This window comes from Corallococcus exiguus, assembly GCF_009909105.1.
Lineage (GTDB): Bacteria > Myxococcota > Myxococcia > Myxococcales > Myxococcaceae > Corallococcus > Corallococcus exiguus.
On record NZ_JAAAPK010000001.1, the window covers coordinates 1,126,626 to 1,145,694 of the forward strand.

Annotated in this window: 17 protein-coding genes; 7 read left to right on the top strand and 10 right to left on the bottom strand. The window is 68.5% G+C overall.

Translation table 11 applies throughout. The features are described from left to right. Positions 1-17 precede the first annotated feature (17 nt). Together GTZ93_RS04605 and serB are read left to right on the top strand one after the other, a co-directional pair. Complete coding sequence (locus GTZ93_RS04605; protein ID WP_161662649.1) at positions 18-1,679, top strand: serine/threonine-protein kinase; 1,662 nt, start codon at positions 18-20, stop codon at positions 1,677-1,679. A gap of 74 nt (positions 1,680-1,753) precedes the next feature. Then, on the top strand, positions 1,754-2,950 hold the full coding sequence (gene serB / locus GTZ93_RS04610; protein ID WP_139924084.1) for a phosphoserine phosphatase SerB: 1,197 nt from the start codon (positions 1,754-1,756) through the stop codon (positions 2,948-2,950). 12 nt (positions 2,951-2,962) lie between these two features. On the opposite strand, the gene GTZ93_RS04615 is transcribed toward serB, so the two are convergent. Then, a complete protein-coding gene (locus GTZ93_RS04615; RefSeq protein ID WP_121758468.1) occupies positions 2,963-3,823 on the bottom strand; it encodes a GspE/PulE/PilB domain-containing protein in 861 nt (286 codons plus the stop codon). Between the two features lie 102 nt (positions 3,824-3,925). Here GTZ93_RS04615 and GTZ93_RS04620 point away from each other — a divergent pair, with 102 nt between their 5' ends. Both GTZ93_RS04620 and GTZ93_RS04625 read left to right on the top strand, forming a co-directional pair. Beyond that, positions 3,926-4,120, top strand: coding sequence for a CPXCG motif-containing cysteine-rich protein (locus GTZ93_RS04620; RefSeq protein ID WP_120581566.1), 195 nt, complete (start codon positions 3,926-3,928; stop codon positions 4,118-4,120). Positions 4,121-4,345: 225 nt separating this feature from the next. Then, positions 4,346-4,795, top strand: a complete 450-nt coding sequence (locus tag GTZ93_RS04625) for an Hsp20/alpha crystallin family protein (RefSeq protein ID WP_233601272.1) — start codon at positions 4,346-4,348, stop codon at positions 4,793-4,795. Between the two features lie 123 nt (positions 4,796-4,918). Here GTZ93_RS04625 and GTZ93_RS04630 read toward each other — a convergent pair whose 3' ends face one another. From GTZ93_RS04630 to GTZ93_RS04655, 6 genes are all read right to left on the bottom strand, one after another. Then, positions 4,919-5,548 carry a response regulator gene (locus tag GTZ93_RS04630; protein WP_120600224.1) on the bottom strand — a complete coding sequence of 210 codons (630 nt, stop codon included), beginning with the start codon at positions 5,546-5,548 and terminating at the stop codon, positions 4,919-4,921. A 44-nt stretch (positions 5,549-5,592) separates the two neighbouring features. Further along, a complete protein-coding gene (locus tag GTZ93_RS04635) occupies positions 5,593-6,168 on the bottom strand; it encodes a KdsC family phosphatase (protein ID WP_120581569.1) in 576 nt (191 codons plus the stop codon). A 23-nt stretch (positions 6,169-6,191) separates the two neighbouring features. Beyond that, a complete protein-coding gene (gene kdsA / locus GTZ93_RS04640; protein ID WP_120581567.1) occupies positions 6,192-7,028 on the bottom strand; it encodes a 3-deoxy-8-phosphooctulonate synthase in 837 nt (278 codons plus the stop codon). After that, the gene (locus GTZ93_RS04645) at positions 7,025-8,668 is read right to left on the bottom strand and encodes a CTP synthase (RefSeq protein WP_161662650.1); all 1,644 of its coding nucleotides are present in this window, start codon (positions 8,666-8,668) and stop codon (positions 7,025-7,027) included. The genes kdsA and GTZ93_RS04645 overlap by 4 nt, the downstream gene beginning before the upstream one ends. Positions 8,669-8,755: 87 nt before the next feature. After that, a complete protein-coding gene (locus tag GTZ93_RS04650) occupies positions 8,756-8,989 on the bottom strand; it encodes a hypothetical protein (RefSeq protein WP_014393887.1) in 234 nt (77 codons plus the stop codon). 328 nt (positions 8,990-9,317) lie between these two features. After that, positions 9,318-11,087, bottom strand: coding sequence for an ABC transporter ATP-binding protein (locus GTZ93_RS04655; RefSeq protein WP_120577855.1), 1,770 nt, complete (start codon positions 11,085-11,087; stop codon positions 9,318-9,320). Between the two features lie 116 nt (positions 11,088-11,203). On the opposite strand from GTZ93_RS04655, the gene GTZ93_RS04660 reads away from it, so the two are divergent. Then, positions 11,204-12,052, top strand: coding sequence for an aldo/keto reductase (locus GTZ93_RS04660; protein ID WP_139921144.1), 849 nt, complete (start codon positions 11,204-11,206; stop codon positions 12,050-12,052). On the opposite strand, the gene kdsB is transcribed toward GTZ93_RS04660, so the two are convergent. Further along, the gene (gene kdsB, locus GTZ93_RS04665; RefSeq protein WP_139921142.1) at positions 12,045-12,791 is read right to left on the bottom strand and encodes a 3-deoxy-manno-octulosonate cytidylyltransferase; all 747 of its coding nucleotides are present in this window, start codon (positions 12,789-12,791) and stop codon (positions 12,045-12,047) included. The genes GTZ93_RS04660 and kdsB overlap by 8 nt on opposite strands. 105 nt (positions 12,792-12,896) lie before the next feature. Between kdsB and wecB the strand changes: the two genes are divergently transcribed. Both wecB and GTZ93_RS04675 read left to right on the top strand, forming a co-directional pair. After that, on the top strand, positions 12,897-14,018 hold the full coding sequence (wecB, locus tag GTZ93_RS04670; protein ID WP_139921148.1) for a non-hydrolyzing UDP-N-acetylglucosamine 2-epimerase: 1,122 nt from the start codon (positions 12,897-12,899) through the stop codon (positions 14,016-14,018). 105 nt (positions 14,019-14,123) lie between these two features. Next, a complete protein-coding gene (locus GTZ93_RS04675) occupies positions 14,124-15,101 on the top strand; it encodes an RluA family pseudouridine synthase (RefSeq protein ID WP_121779805.1) in 978 nt (325 codons plus the stop codon). On the opposite strand, the gene GTZ93_RS04680 is transcribed toward GTZ93_RS04675, so the two are convergent. After that, positions 15,085-15,903 (bottom strand): alpha/beta fold hydrolase, encoded by an 819-nt coding sequence (locus GTZ93_RS04680; protein WP_139921140.1) that lies wholly within the window; start codon positions 15,901-15,903, stop codon positions 15,085-15,087. The genes GTZ93_RS04675 and GTZ93_RS04680 overlap by 17 nt on opposite strands. 19 nt (positions 15,904-15,922) lie before the next feature. After that, a complete protein-coding gene (locus GTZ93_RS04685) occupies positions 15,923-19,057 on the bottom strand; it encodes an efflux RND transporter permease subunit (RefSeq protein ID WP_139921138.1) in 3,135 nt (1,044 codons plus the stop codon). Between the last annotated feature and the right edge of the window lie 12 nt (positions 19,058-19,069).

Sequence of the window (19,069 nt, forward strand, 5' to 3'; positions counted from 1 at the left end):
GTAGAGTCCGCGCACCCATGACGAAGCCCGCCATCCATCGTGACACCGTCAGTGGAGAGGCGCTGCTCATCCTGCAGAATCTGCGGGAGAACGGCCGCCTGGGACGCTCGAACAAGCTGGCCGACGTGAAGGCCGCCCTCGAACCGTCCGTTTCGCTGGAGTTCGACAACTACTTCTTCTTCCTGCGCAAGTTCCACTACATCGCCATGGACCGCGAGGCCCAGCTGAAGCTCACCGAAACGGGTGAGCGGGTGGTGGAGGGGGACCTGCAGGACCGGTTCGCGTCGGAGGTCGACGACTTCTTCGCGGATCAGCTCCTGCCGGCGGAGGACGCCACGCACATCGGCCGTCCGCTGGACGAGGACGAACCGATGAACGTCCCGCCGCCGCCGCCGGAGCTGCTCCTGGACGAGGCGGAGGTGGATCCGTCCTCCTCGGCCGGGGCCTCCTCCCAGTCCCAGGTGGGGCCGCCGCCGGTGCCGCCGTCGCGCACGCACCGCGTGGCGATGCCGGCGCTGGACCTGGCGCAGGCCGCCACCCAGATGCAGCCCGCGCAGCCGCCGCCCATCGCGACGCCGCAGCCCCAGCCGGCGTTCCGGCAGGACGGCCCGGCGGAAGGACGCCGGGAGACCTTCATCGGGTTGCCGCCGGCGCCCGCGTCCCAGCCCGTTGTCGTGACCGCGCCGGTTCCCAGCGCGTCCCAACCGCTCATCATCACCCCTCCGCTCGCCGCCGCGCCCGCTCCGATGCCCCCTCCCGCCTCGACCCCCGCTCCCGCAGCCCCGGTCCCCCACGCCGCCGCCGCCGCGGCCGCCGCGAAGGGCTCCAGCGACCTGGACCTGCGCTACCAGAAGTTCGACCCCATTGGCACGGGGCCGCTGGGGACGGTCTTCAAGGGCCGCTACAACGCCCTGGGGCTGGACATCTGCATCAAGGAGCTGAAGGACATCTTCGGCTACTTCTCCTTCCTGCAGCGCGGTGAGGTGCTCAAGCGCCTGAAGAAGGAGCTGTGCGCGCAGGCGCAGGTTCGCCACCCGGGCGTGGTGCAGATCCTCGACCAGAACGTGGACTCGGCGCGGCCCTACTTCGTGGTGGAGTTGATGCGCGGCAGCCTGAAGGAGAAGCTGGAGGCGGCCGGCGGCAAGGGCATCGACGTGCAGCACGCGCTGCGCACCTTCCTGCAGCTGGCGTACGGCCTGAAGGCCGCGCACGCCGCGGGGCTCACCCACCACAACATCAAGCCGGAGAACGTCCTCTTCGACGCGTACGGCAACGCGAAGCTCTCCGACTTCGGCATGAGCCGCGTGGTGGAGGTGGACGCGACGAAGGGCATGCCCCAGGTGTTCGTGGGCACGGGCGGCATGGTCTACATGGCGCCGGAGCTGATGAACAAGGGCGTCCAGGAGGCGGGTCCCGCCGCGGACGTGTACGCCCTGGGCATCCTGCTCTACGAGATGTTCACCGGTCAGATTCCGGGCCGCCGCTCGCCGCTGCCGTCGGAGGTGAACCCGGAGGCGCCCAGCGGGTTGGATCAGCTCTTCGACAAGGCCACGCAGGACCGGCGCGAGCAGCGCTACCCGGACGTGGACGCGATGCTGGCGGACTTCTACAAGGCCTTCCCGGAGCGCGAGTACCTGGAGCGCGGCTCGCTCGTCCTGTCGTCGGATCCGCAGGAGTAGCCGTCGGCCGGGCAGGCGGGCCTCCTCGCGAGGCTCGCCCCTCCCGGCATGGACCTGTCAGAGTGCGGTGCGTCATGCACACGCGCCCCTCTGACAGCGTCCTCCTCACCGTCACCGGAAGGGACGGCCCCGACACCACCGCCCGCCTCACCGGCCTGCTCGCGCAAGCGGGCGCGGAGCTGCTCGACGTGGAGCAGGTGGTGGTGCAGGGCCTGCTCACCCTGGCCCTGTGGGTGCGTCTGCCGGGTGGAGAATCCCTCCAGGCGCTCCCTGAGCTGGCCCGGGAGCTGGGCGTCACGGTGGACGTCCGCGCGATGCCTCCGGCCGTCACGTCTCCAGCGCCGGGGCCAGAGCCGCTGCGCTACGTCGTCACCGCGGTGGGCAAGGCGCTGGGCGTGCACGACGTGCATGCGCTGACGCAGAAGTTGGTGGCGGGGAACGCGCGCGTGGAGCGCATCACCCGGCTGAGCGAGACGCCGCTCGCGGCGGTGGAGCTCCACGTCACGCTGCCGCCGGATGCCGACACGTCAGCGCTCAAGCGCGCGCTGCTGGAGCTGTCCATGGCGAGCCCCACCTTCGATGTCGCCCTCCAGCGCGAGAGCCTCTACCGGCGCGGCAAGCGGATGGTGGTGATGGACATGGACTCCACGCTCATCCGCATCGAGGTCATCGACGAGCTGGCGCGTGCCTACGGCGTCCACGCGAAGGTGGCCGCCATCACCGAGCGCGCGATGCACGGGGAGATGGACTACGACGAGTCCCTGCGTCAGCGCGTGGCGCTGCTCGCCGGGCTGGACGCTCGCGTGCTGCACGAGCTGGCCGCGAACCTGCCGCTCACGGAAGGCGCGGAGACGCTCATCCGCGTGCTCCGTCGCCTGGGCTACCGCACCGCGGTCATCAGCGGCGGCTTCTCCGTGGCGGCGGAAGCGCTGCAGAAGCGGCTGGGCATCGACTTCGCGTACTCCAACATGCTGGAGGTCCAGGACGGGAAGCTCACCGGCCGCACCCTGGGCACCATCGTCAACGCGCGCCGGAAGGCGGAGCTGCTGGAGACGCTGGCGAAGCAGGAGGGCATCCTGCTGGAGCAGGTCATCGCCGTGGGTGACGGGGCCAATGACCTGCTGATGCTGGAGAAGGCGGGGCTGGGCATCGCCTTCCGCGCCAAGCCGAAGCTGCGCGAGGCCGCCGACACGTCCATCTCCGCCGGCGGGCTGGACACCATCCTCACGCTGCTGGGGCTCACCGCGCGCGAGCTGCGCGAGGTGGGCTGAAACAAGCCAGGGTCAGAGGCGCATGCGCGCGGCCAGCTCGCGCTGCTGCACGGCGCCCTTCTCGAAGACGAGCTCCAGCAGGGCGCGGAGGATTTTGGAGCTCTTCTCCTGGTTCTGCTGCACCGTCTGCAGGCGGGCCAGGTCCTCCTCCGTCCACTCGGAGGTGGGCGCGCCGCCCGCGAGGATTTCATCCAGGATGTCCGAGGCGCTGGAGCCCGCGTTCGCGGCGGGCGCGGGGGCCGCGCGCGCGGCGGGGGCCGGGGCGGCGGGGGGCGGCGGCGCGGCGTTCGGGTCGACGATGTCGCTGATGCGCTTCACGACCGTCTTGCCGCTCATGTCCACGACCTTGAACTCCTCCTCCTCCGGGAGTTCTCCCGCGTCCTGCTGCTTGTTCGAGTCGGGCTTGAAGCGCTTCTTCTCCACCGGCTCCTGGCCGCGGTAGTGGCGCAGGATGGCGTGCTCGATTTCACGGTCGCCCGCCACCATGGGGACCACGCGGGCGCGGCTGCGCGCCGCGACCTGGTCCAACGTGGCCAGGTCCGTGGGGTCGGACATCGCCAGCACCAGCGTCTTCCCGTTGTCCTTGAGCTGCACGGGGAAGACGCCCTTCTGCTCGGCGAGCCCCACCTCCACGCGGGCGAGCGCCGCCGCATCCTTCGTCAGGTTGCCCAGCTGCACGCGCGGCATTCCCAGGCCCTGGCAGATGGCCTGGGTGATGGTCTCCTCGGACGCCAGCCCCAGGTCCGCGATGACGCGCGACACGCGTCCGCCCCACTGGTCCAGTGAGGCGAGCGCGCTGCGTAGCTGCAACTCGTCGATGACGCGCGCCTTGACGAGGATGTCCGCGATGCGATTCCGGGAAGGGGGAGCCATGGGGTGGGGATTCTAGCGTCTGATGGCGCGGACGCTCAGTCCACGTCGATGAACCTGCCTTGAAGGCAGGGGAACATGGCTTGAAGGCAAGGAGGCTGGACCATGCAACCGTTCGCGGACGCCGCCACCCAGATGTGCCCGTACTGCGGCGAAGAGGTCGAAGTGGACGTGGACTCGCTGGGCGCCTCCTCCGAGTCCTACGTGGAGGACTGCCCCGTCTGCTGCCGCCCCTGGCAGGTGCACGTCACCCGCGGGGAGGACGGCGCCGCCGTCACGTTGGGCCGCGACGACGACTGAGCCTGGCCCCCCGCCAGGAGGACAGGCAGGCGGGCACGAAGGCCTTTCGCGGGGGCTCCAGGACGTGCGGGGCCGTTCCTTGACACGTCCCGAAGCATGGTTCTCTTGAGACTTGTGAGGCGCTGCCGGGCGCTCCTGGAAACAGGGTCCCGGCCACCCACTTCAACAACGACCGTGAACCCGCACGACGTGCGTCCCCAGGGACGTCACGAACAGGAGACGACCATGCTGAACGCTCGCTATCCCTTCAACAACGCCGCTGTCACCCACCCGCTGCTGCGCGACTTCGACTTCATCTTCCGCGAGCTGGCCTCGCCGGGCGTCCGCGAGGACGCCGAGCGCACCGTCACGCCCGCGGCGGACATCCTGGAGGCCGAGTCCGGCATCACGCTGCGCGTGGACCTGCCGGGCCATGACGCCAAGGCCATCCAGGTGAAGGTGGAAGACGGTGTGTTGACCGTGCGCTCCGAGCGCAAGGCCGAAGCCGTGCCGGAGGGCAGCACCCTGCGGCGCCAGGAGCGCGCCTCGGGCGTGTACGCGCGCCAGTTCCGCCTGCCGGAGACGGTGGACGCGACCCGCGTGGAGGCCCGCTACGACAATGGCGTGCTAACCCTCACCCTGCCGCGTCGCGAGGAGACCAAGCCCCGCGTCGTCGAGGTGAAGGTCCAGGGTTGATGCGCGTGCATCAACACCCCATCAGGGAGGCCGCTGCCCTCGCTGCGGCGAGGCGCGGCGACTCCCGCAAGCATCCGTACGACCTGAGGGCTTCCGCGGTGGCCGGCGGAAGCCCCCGTCCCATCACTTGCGAGCAGCGCTGGTGTTGAGCGCCAGCGGCACCCGGAACAGCTCCATCACCTGAGTCACGTCCAGCGGCTTGGCCAGGCACGCCACCGCGCCGGCCTGCTTGGATGCCTCCACGACGTCGGGCGTGTGCAAGCTCGTCATGGTGATGAGACGCACGCCTTCCATCTGCTTGCGCGCGCGGATGCGCTTGCAGACCTCGATGCCGTCGATGTCCGGCATGTTGAGGTCGATGATCATCCCGTGCGGCTTCTGCTCCGACACCAGCAGCAGCGCCTCCACGCCGCTCGTGGTGGTCTGCAGCTCCACCTGGTTCGCGTGCGGCTTGAACGCGCGCTTGATGGCGTCCAGCACCGGGCGCTCGTCGTCCACGACCAGCAGGCGCACCGTGCTGCTACCCAGCTCCTCGGGCACGGGCATCTGGTGGGTGACCAGGAAGGTGCGCAGGTCCGTCGAACGCACCCGGCGGTGGCCACCCGGAGTCCGGAAGGCCATCAGGATGCCGCGGTCAATCCACTTGCTCACCGTCGACGGGTCCACCTGAAGCAACCGACTGATGTCGTGCGTCGTGTAGAGCTGGTCCGTCATCGCCGTACTCCCCTCGGACTGCATCGTTCCACTAGCCATGGAAATAAACACCTACCTTGAATGCGGGGTTTGATCAACCCACCCTACGACGTGCTGCGTTTATCTGTGCTTCTCATCAGACCCACGGCGTCATCCCAACGGCCACTGGCACGGAGGCACAGCTCCACAAGCTCACGGGCGGCTCCGTGACCGCCCACGTTCGTCGTAACGAAGTCTGCTTCCTGGCGCACCTCTGGAACAGCATCCGCCGGACAGGCGGACAGCCCTGAGAGTGACATGGGGTCCAGGTCGTTCAGGTCGTCTCCCATATACGCGCACTGATTCGCGGGTATCTGGAGTTGGGCGAGCAATTCAAGGAAGGCGGGACCCTTCTCCTTGCGGCCCTGGAAGATGGCGGCGAGGCCCAATTCTCGGCCTCGCGCCTCGACGATGCGGGACGTGCGCGCGGTGAGGATGGCAGCGGGCAGGCCCACCAGCCGGGCCATGACGAGCGCATGGCCATCCTTCACGTTGAAGCGCTTCATCACTTCGCCGTTGTCGCCGTAATACAGCGCGCCGTCGGTGAGGACGCCATCCACGTCGAACACGAGCAGTCGCACGCGCGACGCACGGGACGTCAGCTCTTCCTTGCCCGGCTTGGAAGGCGCTTCCGTCTGCATGGCCTCCTCACCTTTCGCATGCATCAACTGGCTTCGTGACCCAGCGCGCGGCGGATGCTGAGTACATCTCGTAGCACGTCCTCGAACATCTGTGGATTGAGCGAGCACGGACCGTCACACAGGGCACGGTCGGGGTCTTCGTGGACTTCTGTGAATAAAGCGTCAATCCCGGCGGCGGCGGCGCTGCGGGCGAGCAGTGAGACGAACCGGCGCTCGCCGCCTGTCTTTCCGTCGCTGGAGCTGGGGAGCTGGACGGCGTGGGTGGCGTCCATGCAGACCACGAGGCCGGCCTCGCGCATCTGGGCGAAGCCGCGCATGTCCACGACGAGGTTGTTGTAGCCGAAGGAGGAGCCGCGCTCGGTGACGAGCACGTTGGGGTTGCCCGCCTCCACTGCTTTCTTCGCCGAGTGGACGATGTCCTTGGGGGCCACGAACTGTCCCTTCTTCAAGTTCACCCCCTTGCCCGAGCGGGCCACCGCCTCCACGAGGTCCGTCTGCCGGCAGAGGAAGGCGGGTATCTGGATGATATCCACGACTTCAGCGGCAGGCCCGACGTGGCTGGTTTCATGGACGTCCGTGAGAACGGGCACTCCCACCTCCCGACGGACACGGTCCAGGATTCTCAGACCTTCCTTCAAACCCGGTCCGCGGAAGGACTTCCCGCTGGTCCGGTTGGCTTTGTCATAGGAACATTTGAAGGCATACGGAACGCCCAGCCGGGACGTGATGCCCTTGAGCAGGTGGGCGTGTCTCAGGGCCATCTCCTCGGACTCGATGCTGTCCGGGCCGGCGATGACGAAGAGGCGCTGGCCGGGGCCGACCTTGTGGCCGCACAGCTCGATGGAGGGGGTGTTGCTCATGAGCGCACCGGGGGGGCCGGGGTCCGGTGGGCGTCCCGCTGGGCGAGCGCCGCGCCGATGAAGCCGGAGAACAGGGGGTGGGGGGCGAAGGGCTTGCTCTTGAACTCAGGGTGGAACTGGCAGCCCACGAAGTACGGGTGGTCCGCGAGCTCAATCATCTCCACCAGGTTCAGCTCCGGGTTGTGGCCGGAGATGACGAGCCCGGCCTCCTGGAGCCGGCCGCGGTAGGAGTTGTTGACCTCGTAGCGGTGGCGGTGGCGCTCCTGGATGGCCTCCTGGCCGTAGAGCTTGTGCGCGACGCTGCCGGGCTTGAGCGCGCAGGCGTAGCTGCCCAGGCGCATGGTGCCGCCCTTGTCCTGCACCTTCACCTGGCTCTCCATGAGCGTCACCACGGGGTGCGCGGTGTGCTCGTCGAACTCCAGGCTGTTGGCGCCCTTCAAGCCCAGCACGGTGCGGCTGAACTCCACCACGGCCATCTGGAGGCCCAGGCAGATGCCGAAGAAGGGAATCTTGTTCTCACGCGCGTAGCGGACCGCGGCGATCTTCCCTTCGGTGCCGCGCACGCCGAAGCCGCCGGGCACGAGCACCGCGTCCACGCCCTCGAGCGTCTTCTCCGGCCCTTGAGCCTCCACGTCCTGGCTGTCCACGAAGCGCAGCTTCACTCGCACGTCGTTGGCGATGCCGCCGTGGAGCAGGGACTCGTTGAGGCTCTTGTAGCTCTCCGTGAGGTTCACGTACTTGCCCACGATGCCGACGGTGATTTCACCGCGCGCGGGCTCGTAGATTTTGCGGACGATGGTTTCCCACTTCTCCAGGTGGGGGGCGCGGCTCCAGATGTTGAGCACCTCCGCCAGCCGCTCATCCAGGCCCTGGCGGTGCAGCTCCAGGGGCAGCTCGTAGATGCTGCGCACGTCCGGGGACGTGAACACGTTGCCGTTGTCCACGTTGCAGAACATGGCGATCTTGTCCTTCAGCTCGCGCGAAATCTCCCGGTCCGTGCGGCACAGGAGGAAGTCCGGCTGGATGCCGATTTCGCGCAGCTTCATCACCGAGTGCTGCGTGGGCTTGGTCTTCACTTCACCCGCGGCGCCGATGTACGGCAGCAGCGTCAGGTGGATGTAGACGGCGTTCTGGCTGCCCACGTCGTAGCGCATCTGGCGGATGGCCTCGAGGAAGGGCAGGGACTCGATGTCGCCCACCGTTCCGCCGACCTCCACGATGACGACGTCCACGTCCTGGGCGGCCTGGCGGATGCTGGCCTTGATCTCATCCGTGATGTGCGGAATCACCTGGACGGTCTTGCCCAGGTACTCGCCACGGCGTTCCTTGGTGATGACCGCGTTGTAGATGCGGCCGGAGGTGAAGTTGTTGAGGCGGCTCATCCGGGCGTGGGTGAACCGCTCGTAGTGGCCCAGGTCCATGTCGGTCTCGCCACCGTCCTCGGTGACGAACACTTCGCCGTGCTGGAAGGGGCTCATCGTGCCCGGATCCACGTTGATGTAGGGATCCAGCTTGATGAGCGTGATGTCCAGCCCGCGGTTCTCAAGGAGGGCGCCAATGGATGCGGAGGCCAGTCCCTTCCCCAGCGAGCTGACCACGCCGCCCGTCACGAAGATGAACTTGGTTTTCTTGGAGCGCATGTCCCTTCCTGCCAAGAGGGCCAGGGGGCGTCAAATATTCTCTGACGCACGGACGGCCGGCTGGCCCCGACCCGCAGGGTCAGCCCTTCACTGCGCGTCCCAACCACCCGGACGGGCCACGGCGAACTGCTGGGCGGTGGGCTGGCCGACGCGGAAATGGCGCAGGTCGCACCCCCGGCAACTCCAGCCTTCCCAGCCTTTCTTCACGACCTGGTGCAGGCAGGCATCGTAGTTGGGACAAAAAAGATTGCGCTGGTCATCCACCGTCTCCTCGTCACGGAGGGCAGAGGGCAGCGGGATGGGACATGGCGTGATGGACACGGAAGTTCTCCGGCAGGCGACCCCTACGGTCGTGGATGGCACTTCCCCCCGGCGGCCACGAACCGGTGGGTGGACAGGACATTCCCGGTAGGGAGGGGGACGAAAAAAGTCGCCCCCGTCGGCAAGGACGGGGGCGACTCGTTACCGCAGGCGTCACTTCCGCCGGGGACAACCCGCGTTAGCAGGCCACCGCGACGGAGGTGGACGCCTTGATCTTGCTGTCGTTCAAGGCATCACCTCCTTTCTTGCGGCAGCAGAGATAATGCGCGCCCTCATTTCCCGCCATGAAGACCGCGAGGTGGGCGGGGGTCGTCCGAGGAACGAGCGTTCAGGCGGCGACGACCTGGCGCTCCACGAGGCGGCGGTACAAGCCGTCCTGCGTCATGAGGGTGGAGTGGGTGCCGCTCTGCACCACGCGGCCGTGCTCCATCACCAGCACGCGCTGGGCGTTGGCCACGGTGGACAGGCGGTGGGCGATGATGAGCGTGGTGCGGCCCTGCATCAGCCGGTCCAGGGCGTCCTTCACCAGGTGCTCGCTCTCTGAATCCAGGGCGGACGTGGCCTCGTCCAGGATGAGGATGCGCGGGTCCTTGAGCACGGCCCGCGCGATGGCCACGCGCTGCTTCTGGCCGCCGGACAGCTGCACGCCGCGCTCGCCCACCTCCGTGCGGTAGCCGTCCGGGAAGCGCTGGATGAAGTCGTGTGCGTTCGCGGCGCGGGCGGCGGCCTCCACCTCCGCGTCGGTGGCGTCCGGGCGGCCGTAGCGGATGTTGTCCGCGATGGAGCAGGAGAAGAGCAGGGGCTCCTGGGCGACCATGCCCACGTGGCGCCGCAGCCAGCTGGGGTCCAGGGACTTCAGGGGGCGGCCGTCCAGGCGCAGCTCGCCCTGGAGCGGATCATAGAAGCGCGACAGGAGGGCGGCGAGGGTGGACTTGCCGGCGCCGGAGGAGCCCACCACGGCGACGACCTCGCCCGCGTTGACGGTGAGGTCGATGCCCTGGAGCACCGGCACGTCCGGACGCGTGGGGTAGGCGAAGTGCACGCCGTGCAGCTCCACGCGGCCTTCGACGGTGGCGGGGCGCTCGCCCTCGTTGGCGGGGATGGAGGGCGCGCGGTCCATCAGCTCGAAGACGCGCTCGGCGGCGCCGGAGGCGCGCATGAAGTCCGCCCAGAGGTCCGCCAGGGAGCCCAGGGAGACGGCCACGAGCATCGTGTAGATGAGGAACGAGGTGAGGGCGCCCACGGAGAGCTCGCCGTCCACCACCAGCCGGCCGCCGTACCAGAACACCACCACCGCGGCGATGTAGCCCGCGCTGGAGGCGCCACCCATGAAGGCGGCGGACTGGCGCGCGCGGTTGCGGGCGACCTCGTAGGCGTTGCGCACGGAGTTGCCGTAGCGCGCCACCTCCGAGGGTTCCGCCGCGAAGGAGCGCACGGTGCGCATGCCGGACAGGCTCTCCTCGGCGACCTCGCTGGCCTTGGCGAGCGCGTCCTGCACGTTGCGCGACAGCCCGCGCACGCGGCGGCCGTAGACCATGCCGCCCACGGCGACGACGGGCACGATGGCGAGCATCAGGAAGGTGAGCGAGGGCGAGGTGTAGAAGAGCAGCACGATGCCGCCCAGGGCCTGCACGGCGTTGCGCAGCCCCATGGAGATGTTCGCGCTCACCGTGTTCTGGAGCACCGTGGTGTCGGAGGCGAGCCGGCTGGTGAGCTCTCCGGTGCGGTGCGTGTCGAAGAAGGCCACCTCCTGGTCCATGAGGCGCCGGAAGAAGTCATGGCGCAGGCGCATGACCACGCGCTCGCCGGCATTGGTGAAGAGGTAGAAGCGCACGGCGGTGGCCACGCCCTGGACCAGGAAGACGGCCAGCATGACGAGCGCGGCCTTGTCGATGAGGCCGCGGTTCTTCGCGTTGAGGGCCTCGTCGATGAGGATGCGGACGCCCTGGGGGTAGACCAGGCTGGCGCCGCTGCTGATGAACAGGAAGACGGTGGCGACCAGCAGCGTGCCCAGCTCAGGGCGGGCGAGCGCCAGCAGGCGGCGCCCGGTGACCCCGGAGGAGAGGTGCGGTGTCGAAGCGGTAACGGAGGGAGGCACCGGTGGAGCCTACCGGACTGTCGGAGGACGTGCAGCCCGGACGGTGTCCGCAGGGCCGGGATGCAGGCGGGTGGCCTGGGTGGTATTCCAAGGCACGTTCCATGCGAGGAGGGGCCATGGAGAAGCGCGTCTTTGGCAACACCGGGGTGGCGGTGCCGGTCATCGGACAGGGCACCTGGCAGATGGAGGATGACAACGCGGAAGCAGCCGTCCGAGCCCTGCGCGCCGGGCTGGACCTGGGGCTCACGCACCTGGACACCGCGGAGCTCTACGGCCAGGGGCAGGTGGAGGAGGCCCTGGTGGCGAAGGCCATCGAGGGCCGGCGCGAGGAGGTGTACCTCGTCTCCAAGGTGATGCCGTCCAACGCGACGCGGAGGGGCACGGTGGCCGCCTGCGAGCGCAGCCTGAAGCGCCTGGGCACGGACCACCTGGACTGCTACCTGTTGCACTGGCCCGGTTCGCACCCGCTGGAGGGCACGGTGGAGGCCTTCGAGGAGCTGGTGGCGGCGGGGAAGATCCGCTCCTGGGGTGTGAGCAACTTCGGGGTGGAGGACCTGGAGGAGGTGCTGGCACTCGCGGGCAAGGGGCGCATCGCGTGCAACCAGGTGCTGTATCACCTGGAGGAGCGCGCCATCGAGCACGCGGTCATCCCGTGGTGCGAGGCGCAGGGCGTGGCGGTGGTGGCCTACAGCCCCTTCGGCAACGGGCAGTTCCCGTCACCCACCAGCGCGGGCGGCAAGGTGCTGGCGTCCATCGCGAAGGCGCACGGCGTGACGCCCTTCCAGGTGGCGCTCCAGTTCCTGGTGCGGCGGCCGTCGGTGTTCGCCATCCCCAAGGCGAGCAACGCGGCGCACGTGCGAGACAACGCGAGCGCGGCTTCGCTGAAGCTCACGGAGGACGAGCTCCAGCGCATCGACGCGGCCTTCCCGAAGGGCGACGAGCCGGACGAGCTGCCCGTCATCTGACGGCAGCGCGCTCGCGCATCACCGCTTCCACGCGAGCCACATCCTCCGGCACGTCCACCGCCACGGTGCGCCAGTTCACGCTGGCGCAGCGGATGCGCAGGCCGTGCTCCAGGGCGCGCAGTTGCTCCAGCTTCTCCGCCTCCTCCAGTGGGGTGGGGCTGAGTTCGGCGAGTTGGAGCAGCGTGTCCCGCCGGTAGCCATAGAGGCCCAGGTGGGCCCAGCGGCGCACGGGTGTGCCGGGCTCGCGGGCGTGCGGCACCGTGGCTCGGCTGAAGTAGAGCGCGTCGCCGTTGAGGGCGAGCACGGCCTTCACCACGTTGGGGTTCTCCACCTCCTCCAGCTCCAGGGGGCGCACCAGCGTGGCCATGTTCACGGCTTCGTCCTGGAAGAGCTCCGCGAGCACCTTGAGGGCGGCGGGGTCCACGAGCGGCTCATCCCCCTGCACGTTCACCCACACCTCCACGTCCGGACGGGCGCGGGCGACCTCCGCGATGCGGTCCGTGCCGGTGGGGCAGGTGGGGCTGGTCATCACCGCCTTGCCGCCGAAGGCCTCCACGACGTCGCGGATCCGCGTGTCGTCGGTGGCCACCCACACCTCGTCGAAGGCGCTGGCTTCCTGACAGCGTCGCCAGACGTGTTCGATCATCGGACGGCCGGCGATGAGGGCGAGCGGCTTGCCAGGGAAGCGGGTGCTGGCATGGCGGGCGGGGATGACGGCCACGGTGTATGAGGCGGGCATGGGGCGGCATCTATCAGATTCAGGACGTCCCGCCGCGCTTGGGGAGGGGCTGACTGGCGCCCACCACTGGCCAGAACTGGCGCCATGCCTAGCTTCCGGGGCGACATGAAGAAGGTCATCCACATCGTTGGCGCGCGTCCCAATTTCATGAAGGTGGCACCCATTCACCGGGCCATCTCCGCGCGTACGTCCCTGCGGCAGCTCGTCATCCACACCGGCCAGCACTACGACGCGAAGATGAGTGACGTCTTCTTCGCGGACCTGGGCTTGCCTCCGCCCGAAATCCACCTGGGTATCGGCTCCGGCAGCCATGCCGAGCAGACGGCGAAGATGATGGTGGAGATGGAGAAGGTCTTCCTCCAGGAGAAGCCGGACCTGGTCTCCGTGGTGGGCGACGTGAACAGCACCATCGCCGCGGCGCTCGTCACGTCCAAGCTGGCGATTCCGCTGTCCCACGTGGAAGCGGGCCTGCGCAGCTTCGAGCGGCACCAGCCGGAGGAGATCAACCGCGTCGTCACCGACCGGCTCTCCGACCTGCTGCTCACGCCGTCGCGCGACGCGGACGCGAACCTCTTGAAGGAGGGCATCGACCCGAAGCACATCCACCTGGTGGGCAACGTGATGATCGACTCGCTCCTGTCGTCCAAGGAGAAGGCCGACCAGCTGCCCACGCTGAAGAACCTGGGCCTGACGCCGAAGGGCTACGTGGTGGCGACGCTGCACCGGCCGTCCAACGTGGACAACCCGAAGCTGCTGGCGGGCCTGCTGGGCGTGCTGATGGACGTGGCGAAGGAGCTGCCCGTCGTGTTCCCGGTTCACCCGCGCACGCGGAAGATGATTTCGGAGCAGGGGCTGGCTTCCAATCTGGAGCAGACGCCGGGGCTCAAGCTGGTGGACCCCATGGGCTACCTGGAGTTCCTGTCCGTCACGTCGCAGGCGAAGCTGGTGATGACGGACTCGGGCGGCCTGCAGGAGGAGACCACCGCGCTGAACGTGCCGTGCCTCACCATGCGCGAGCAGACCGAGCGCCCCATCACGGTGGAGGTCGGCTCCAACGAGGTGGTGGGCACCGACCCCGCGCGCATCCGCGAGGCCGCGAACCGCGTGCTGTCCGGCGACTTCAAGAAGGGCCGCGTGCCGGAGCTGTGGGACGGCCGCACGGGCGAGCGCATCGCGGACCTGTACTCGCGCTTCCTGGGCGTGGAGACGAAGCGCGCCTTCGGGTGAGCTGACGCGTTCGTGAAGCAATCAGGCCGCCGGGTGCTCGCGTCTTCGTGCGCGGGGGCCAGGCGGCCTTCGTGTTTCAAAGCGTGGTAGAGCGTCGGGTCCGCCATGCGTGAAGACTCCGAGAGCGCTCCGGCCGTGCCCGACGGCTACGTCGACATCCCGTTCGTCGTGGAGCCGAACTACGCGGGGTGGCGGTTGGACCGATACCTCTGCGAGAAGATCCGCCGCATGGACCTGGAGCGCGTGCGGGGCATCATCCTGCGCGGCGTCCTGTGCGACGAGTACCGGCTCAAGCCCTCCACGCCCGTGTACCCGGGGCTCACCTTCCGCATCCGCCGCCCCGCGAGCCAGGAGCCCGTGACGCCCACGGAGCTGCCCGTCGTCTTCTCCGATGACTGGCTGCTGGTGTTGGACAAGCCGGCGGGGCTGCCCATCCACCCCACCGCGCGCTACCACAAGGGCACGCTGGTGACGCTCCTGCGTGAGCGCTTCGGTGAGCGCTTCGCGGAGCCCGCGCACCGGCTGGACCGCGAGACGAGCGGGCTGGTGGTGTGTGGCCGCACCACCGAGTCCTGCCGTGTGCTGGGCGGGCTGTTCCTGTCGCGTGATGTGCACAAGGAATACCTGGCGCTGTGTGAGGGCCAGCCTTCCGAGGACACCTTCGTCGTGGATGCGCCCATCGCGGAAGGCACGGACCTGATCCGCATCGCCGTGCGCATCGACCCGGTGGTGGGCAAGCCCAGTCGTACGCGCTTCCAGGTGCTTCAGCGCTTCACTCATGGCGGCGCGCCGTTCGCGCTGCTGCGCTGCTTTCCGGAGACGGGACGGCAGCATCAGATTCGCATCCACCTGCGCGAGGCGGGTTTTCCTCTGGTGGGCGACAAGATGTACGGGCCGGACCCCGGCTACTTCGACCGGTTCAGCAAGCACTCGCTGGAGCCGGAGGCGTGGGCCCGGCTGCGGTTGCCGCGCCATGCGCTTCACGCGGAGCGCATCACGTTCCCGCACCCGGGCACCGGGGAGTCCGTCACCTTCGCGTCGCCGCTTCCCGATGACTTGAAGGACTTCATCGCCGGGAGTTGATCGGCCCGGCCAGTTCACGCAGGAACGACGCGACCACTTCCGCCAGGCGCTCGGGTTGGTCATACGGGAGGCCGTGGCCGGCGTCCTGTATCTGTTCGATTCGCAGGCGTGGGTTGAGGCTCCGCAGTTCCGTTGCCATCTCGAGCGCGACGACGGGGCTGCTGTCCCCGAAGACGAGGAGGATCGGGACGTCAATCGCGCTCACCACATCGCGATACTCGGGGTTGGGCGGCGTGAGGACGTCGAAGGCTTCCAAGCGGGTCTTCAGTCTCGCCTCGGCGAGATGCTCGATGAGCTCGGGCGAACGATGCGGCTGCCGGGCTCGGGCCTGGGCAACGAGCTCAGGTTTGCTGAAGCCGAGGGTCCGGCGGTGTTGTTCGGCGACGTCGCTGGCGTGCACCTCGCGTTGGCGCTCGGGGCTCAAGAACGTCGGGTCGACCAGGATGACGCCGCGGAGGCCCGCCGTCCCTCGGCTTGCGACCACCGCGGCGGTCATGCCGCCCATCGAGTGGCCCAGCAGCACCGGACGCGGGAGCTCCAGACCGTGGATGAGGCCCACGACGTCGCTTGCGTGATCGTCGTACTGGTAGCCGTGGCGCGGCGCGCTCGAACCGCCGTGCCCTCGGGCGTCGGGCATGACGACGTCGAATTCACCTTCGAGCCCGCGCGCCACGGGAGTCCAGCAGGCTCCGCTCCCGAGCAATCCATGGAGCAGGACGACGGGAGGTCTGGCGCCTCCCGTCCGGAGGTAGTGGAGGTCGATGCCGTTCGCTTCGCGGACTCCACTCATCCAGGTCGTCATGGGACTCCTTGAACCTCAATCAGCCTGCCTTGCGGAGATTCTTCGCTCCGGGCACCACGCGCAACAGTTGCTCGGGCATCCGGTCCACGACCTGCTCCGTGAAGCGGGCGAAGATGCGGAAGAGCACCGGCAACAGCACCAGCGTCAGCGCGCACGCGGAGATGGTTCCGGACACGATGACGATGGCCAGGGGCTTCTGCATCTCCGATCCGATTCCGTTGCTCAAGCACGCCGGCACGAGGCCCAGCGCCGCCAGCGCTGCCGTCATCAACACAGGGCGCAGGCGTTCGCGGCTTCCGTGGAGGATGGCGTCGTCCAGCGACTCGCCCGCCTCCCTCCGCTCCGCGATGGCGCTCATCACCAACACTCCGTTGAGCGCCGCCTGTCCGATGAGTGCGATGAAGCCCACCGCCGCCGCCACGCTCAGCGGCATGCCCGCCCAGTACAGGCCGAACACGCCTCCCATCAGCGCGAAGGGCACGTTGAGCAGCGTCACCACCGCGCGGCCGAAGGAGTTGAACGCCTTGAAGAGCAGCAGCAGCGTGAGCACCAGCGCCACCGGCAGCACGGTGAGGAGCCGGTCCATCGCGCGCTCCTTGCTCTCGAACTCGCCGCCCCATTCGACGCTCATCCCCGTGGGGGGCGGGGCTTCCTTCTGGAGCAGCGCTTGTGCGTCCTTCACGAAGGAGCCCAGGTCCCGGCCTCGCACGTTCATGCGCACGCCGATGTAACGCCGGCCGTTCTCGCGGTTGATGGAGGCCCGGCCGAAGCCCGTCTTCACCTTGGCCAGCTCGTTCAACGGCACCAGCACGCCTCCCTCCACGGGCACCCGCAGGTGGGAGATCTTCTCCACGTCGTCGCGGCTGGACATGGGCAGGCGCATCACCACGTCGAAGCGGCGCTCGCCCTCCCAGAACTCGCTGAGCGGCCGGCCGCCCACCGCCGTCTGGAAGACGTGCTGGAAGTCCCCCAGTGACATGCCGTGGCGGGCCAGCGCTACCCGGTCCGGGGTCACCTGGATGCTGGGCACCTCACCGCTTTTCACGATGCCCAGGTCCGCGACGCCGTCCACCTTCGACAGCGTGCGCTTCACCTTCTGCGAATACTCCTGGAGCACCTGGAGGTCGTCGCCGAAGAGCTTCACCGCGAGCTGGCCCTGCTGGCCGCTGATGCTCTCGTTCACGTTGTCGCCAATGGGCTGGCTGAAGCTCACCTCCATGCCCGGGACCTCCGACACGGAGCGCTGGAGGACCTCCAGTACGTCGTCCAGTTTGGGCGTGCTCTTGGGCCACTCGGCGGGTGGCTTGAGCTTCACGAAGAACTCCAGGTTGTTGGTGAGCTTCGCGTCGGTGCCGTCCTCCGGGCGGCCCAACTGGCTGAGCACTCCGTCCACCTGCGGCGCCGCGCGCAGCAGGCCTTCGATTCGCGGCACCAGCTTGCGGCCCTCCGACAGGGAGATGTTCGAGGGCATGGTGAAGGTCAGGTAGAGGCTGCCTTCGTTGAGCGCTGGGAGGAACTCGCTGCCCATGCGCGGGACGAGCGCTCCCGCGAAGAGCAGGCCCGCCGTGCAGACCGCGACCACGGTGCCCGGGTGCTTGAGGCTCCAGGTCAGCACGGGGCCATAGGCCTTGTCCGCGGCTCGCAGCACCGGTGATTCCCTGTGTTTCACCGGCTTGCGGTAGACGAACGATGCCAGCACCGGGATGAGCGTGACGGAGAAGACGAGCGCACCCAGCAGCGCCGCCACCACCGTGTTCGCCATGGGCGCGAAGATGCGGCCCTCCACCCGCTGCAACATGAAGATGGGCAGGTACGCCGCGATGATGATGAGCAGCGAGAACACCGTGGGGCGCACCACCGCCTTCGTCGCGCGCTGGATGCGTTCGAGCGGGGTTTCCCCCTCGTACTGGTGGCCGGACATTCGCGCCAGGATGCTCTCGATGATGACCACGCCTCCGTCCACGATGACGCCGAAGTCCACCGCGCCCATGGACAGGAGGTTCGCCGACATGCCTCGCATCTTCAGGTAGATGAACGACGCCAGCAGCGAGAGGGGAATCAGGACGCCCACGACGATGGCGGCCCGCAGGTCCAGCAGGAAGATGAAGAGGACCAGCGTGACGAGCAGCGCGCCCTCCAGCAGGTTGTGGCCCACCGTGCGCAACGTCGTGTTCACCAGGTCCGTGCGGTCGTAGAATGGATCGATGTGCGCGTCGTCCGTCTGGAGGCGGCCGTTCACCGCGGCCACCGCGTCGCGCACGCGGGAGAGCACCACGGAGGGGTTCTCTCCCCGGCGCATCAGCACGATGCCCTGCACCACGTCTCCGTCGCCATCCCGGCTGACCACGCCCTGGCGAGGGGACCAGCCCTCGTTCACGTCCGCCACGTCCTTGAGGAACACGGGCGTGCCTTCGTGCGTGGCCACCCGCACGTCGCGGATGTCGTCCAGCGAGCGGAAGAGGCCCTCGCTGCGAATGACGAACTGTTCGGAGCCTCGCTCCAGCACGCCGCCGCTCGCGTTCTCCGAGCCGTCCTTCAGCGCGTCCTCCACGTCGTCCAGCGTGAGGCCGAACGCCGCGAGCTTCACGGGATCCGGCTGGATGTGGATCTCCTTGAGGAGGCCTCCGTAGCTGACGACGTCCGCGACGCCGTCCACTCGCAAGAGGCCCGGCCGCACCACCCAGTCCTGGAGCGTGCGCAGCTTCATCGGGTCGCCCTTCGCGCCCTTGAGCGTGTAGCGGTAGATCTCTCCGATGGGGGTGGCCAGCGGGCCCAGGGAGGGCGTGAGGCCCTCGGGCAGCTCCGCGTCGCGCAGGCGCTCCAGCACCTGGGCTCGGGCGAAGAGCACATCGGTGTTGTCGTTGAAGCTCAGCGTCACGAACGACAGGCCGAACATGGAGAGGTTGCGCAGGCGCGTCAGGCCCGGGATGCCGTTGAGGGCTCGCTCCAGCGGGAGGCCAATCTGTCGCTCCACCTCTTCCGACGGCTGGCCCGGATAGAGGGTGATGACGTTGACCTGGGTGTCCGTGGGATCCGGGAAGGCTTCCACGGTGAGGTCGGTGAAGCAGAACCAGCCCCAGATGGCGGTGAGCAGCGTGAGGAACACCACCGCCGCGCGGTTCTTCAGACTGAAGTCGACGAGCTTTTCGAACATGGGCGTCTTTCG

Bases quoted from the DNA above. Each gene is read 5' to 3' on its own strand.
- GTZ93_RS04660 (WP_139921144.1), top strand. From the start codon at position 11,204: ATGGAGAAGCGCGTCTTTGGCAACACCGGGGTGGCGGTGCCGGTCATC.
- GTZ93_RS04625 (WP_233601272.1), top strand. From the start codon at position 4,346: ATGCTGAACGCTCGCTATCCCTTCAACAACGCCGCTGTCACCCACCCG.
- GTZ93_RS04635 (WP_120581569.1), bottom strand. From the start codon at position 6,168: ATGCAGACGGAAGCGCCTTCCAAGCCGGGCAAGGAAGAGCTGACGTCC.
- kdsA (WP_120581567.1), bottom strand. From the start codon at position 7,028: ATGAGCAACACCCCCTCCATCGAGCTGTGCGGCCACAAGGTCGGCCCC.
- wecB (WP_139921148.1), top strand. From the start codon at position 12,897: ATGAAGAAGGTCATCCACATCGTTGGCGCGCGTCCCAATTTCATGAAG.
- GTZ93_RS04685 (WP_139921138.1), bottom strand. From the start codon at position 19,057: ATGTTCGAAAAGCTCGTCGACTTCAGTCTGAAGAACCGCGCGGCGGTG.
- serB (WP_139924084.1), top strand. From the start codon at position 1,754: ATGCACACGCGCCCCTCTGACAGCGTCCTCCTCACCGTCACCGGAAGG.
- GTZ93_RS04675 (WP_121779805.1), top strand. From the start codon at position 14,124: ATGCGTGAAGACTCCGAGAGCGCTCCGGCCGTGCCCGACGGCTACGTC.
- GTZ93_RS04645 (WP_161662650.1), bottom strand. From the start codon at position 8,668: ATGCGCTCCAAGAAAACCAAGTTCATCTTCGTGACGGGCGGCGTGGTC.
- kdsB (WP_139921142.1), bottom strand. From the start codon at position 12,791: ATGCCCGCCTCATACACCGTGGCCGTCATCCCCGCCCGCCATGCCAGC.
- GTZ93_RS04605 (WP_161662649.1), top strand. From the start codon at position 18: ATGACGAAGCCCGCCATCCATCGTGACACCGTCAGTGGAGAGGCGCTG.
- GTZ93_RS04630 (WP_120600224.1), bottom strand. From the start codon at position 5,548: ATGGCTAGTGGAACGATGCAGTCCGAGGGGAGTACGGCGATGACGGAC.
- GTZ93_RS04680 (WP_139921140.1), bottom strand. From the start codon at position 15,903: ATGACGACCTGGATGAGTGGAGTCCGCGAAGCGAACGGCATCGACCTC.
- GTZ93_RS04615 (WP_121758468.1), bottom strand. From the start codon at position 3,823: ATGGCTCCCCCTTCCCGGAATCGCATCGCGGACATCCTCGTCAAGGCG.
- GTZ93_RS04620 (WP_120581566.1), top strand. From the start codon at position 3,926: ATGCAACCGTTCGCGGACGCCGCCACCCAGATGTGCCCGTACTGCGGC.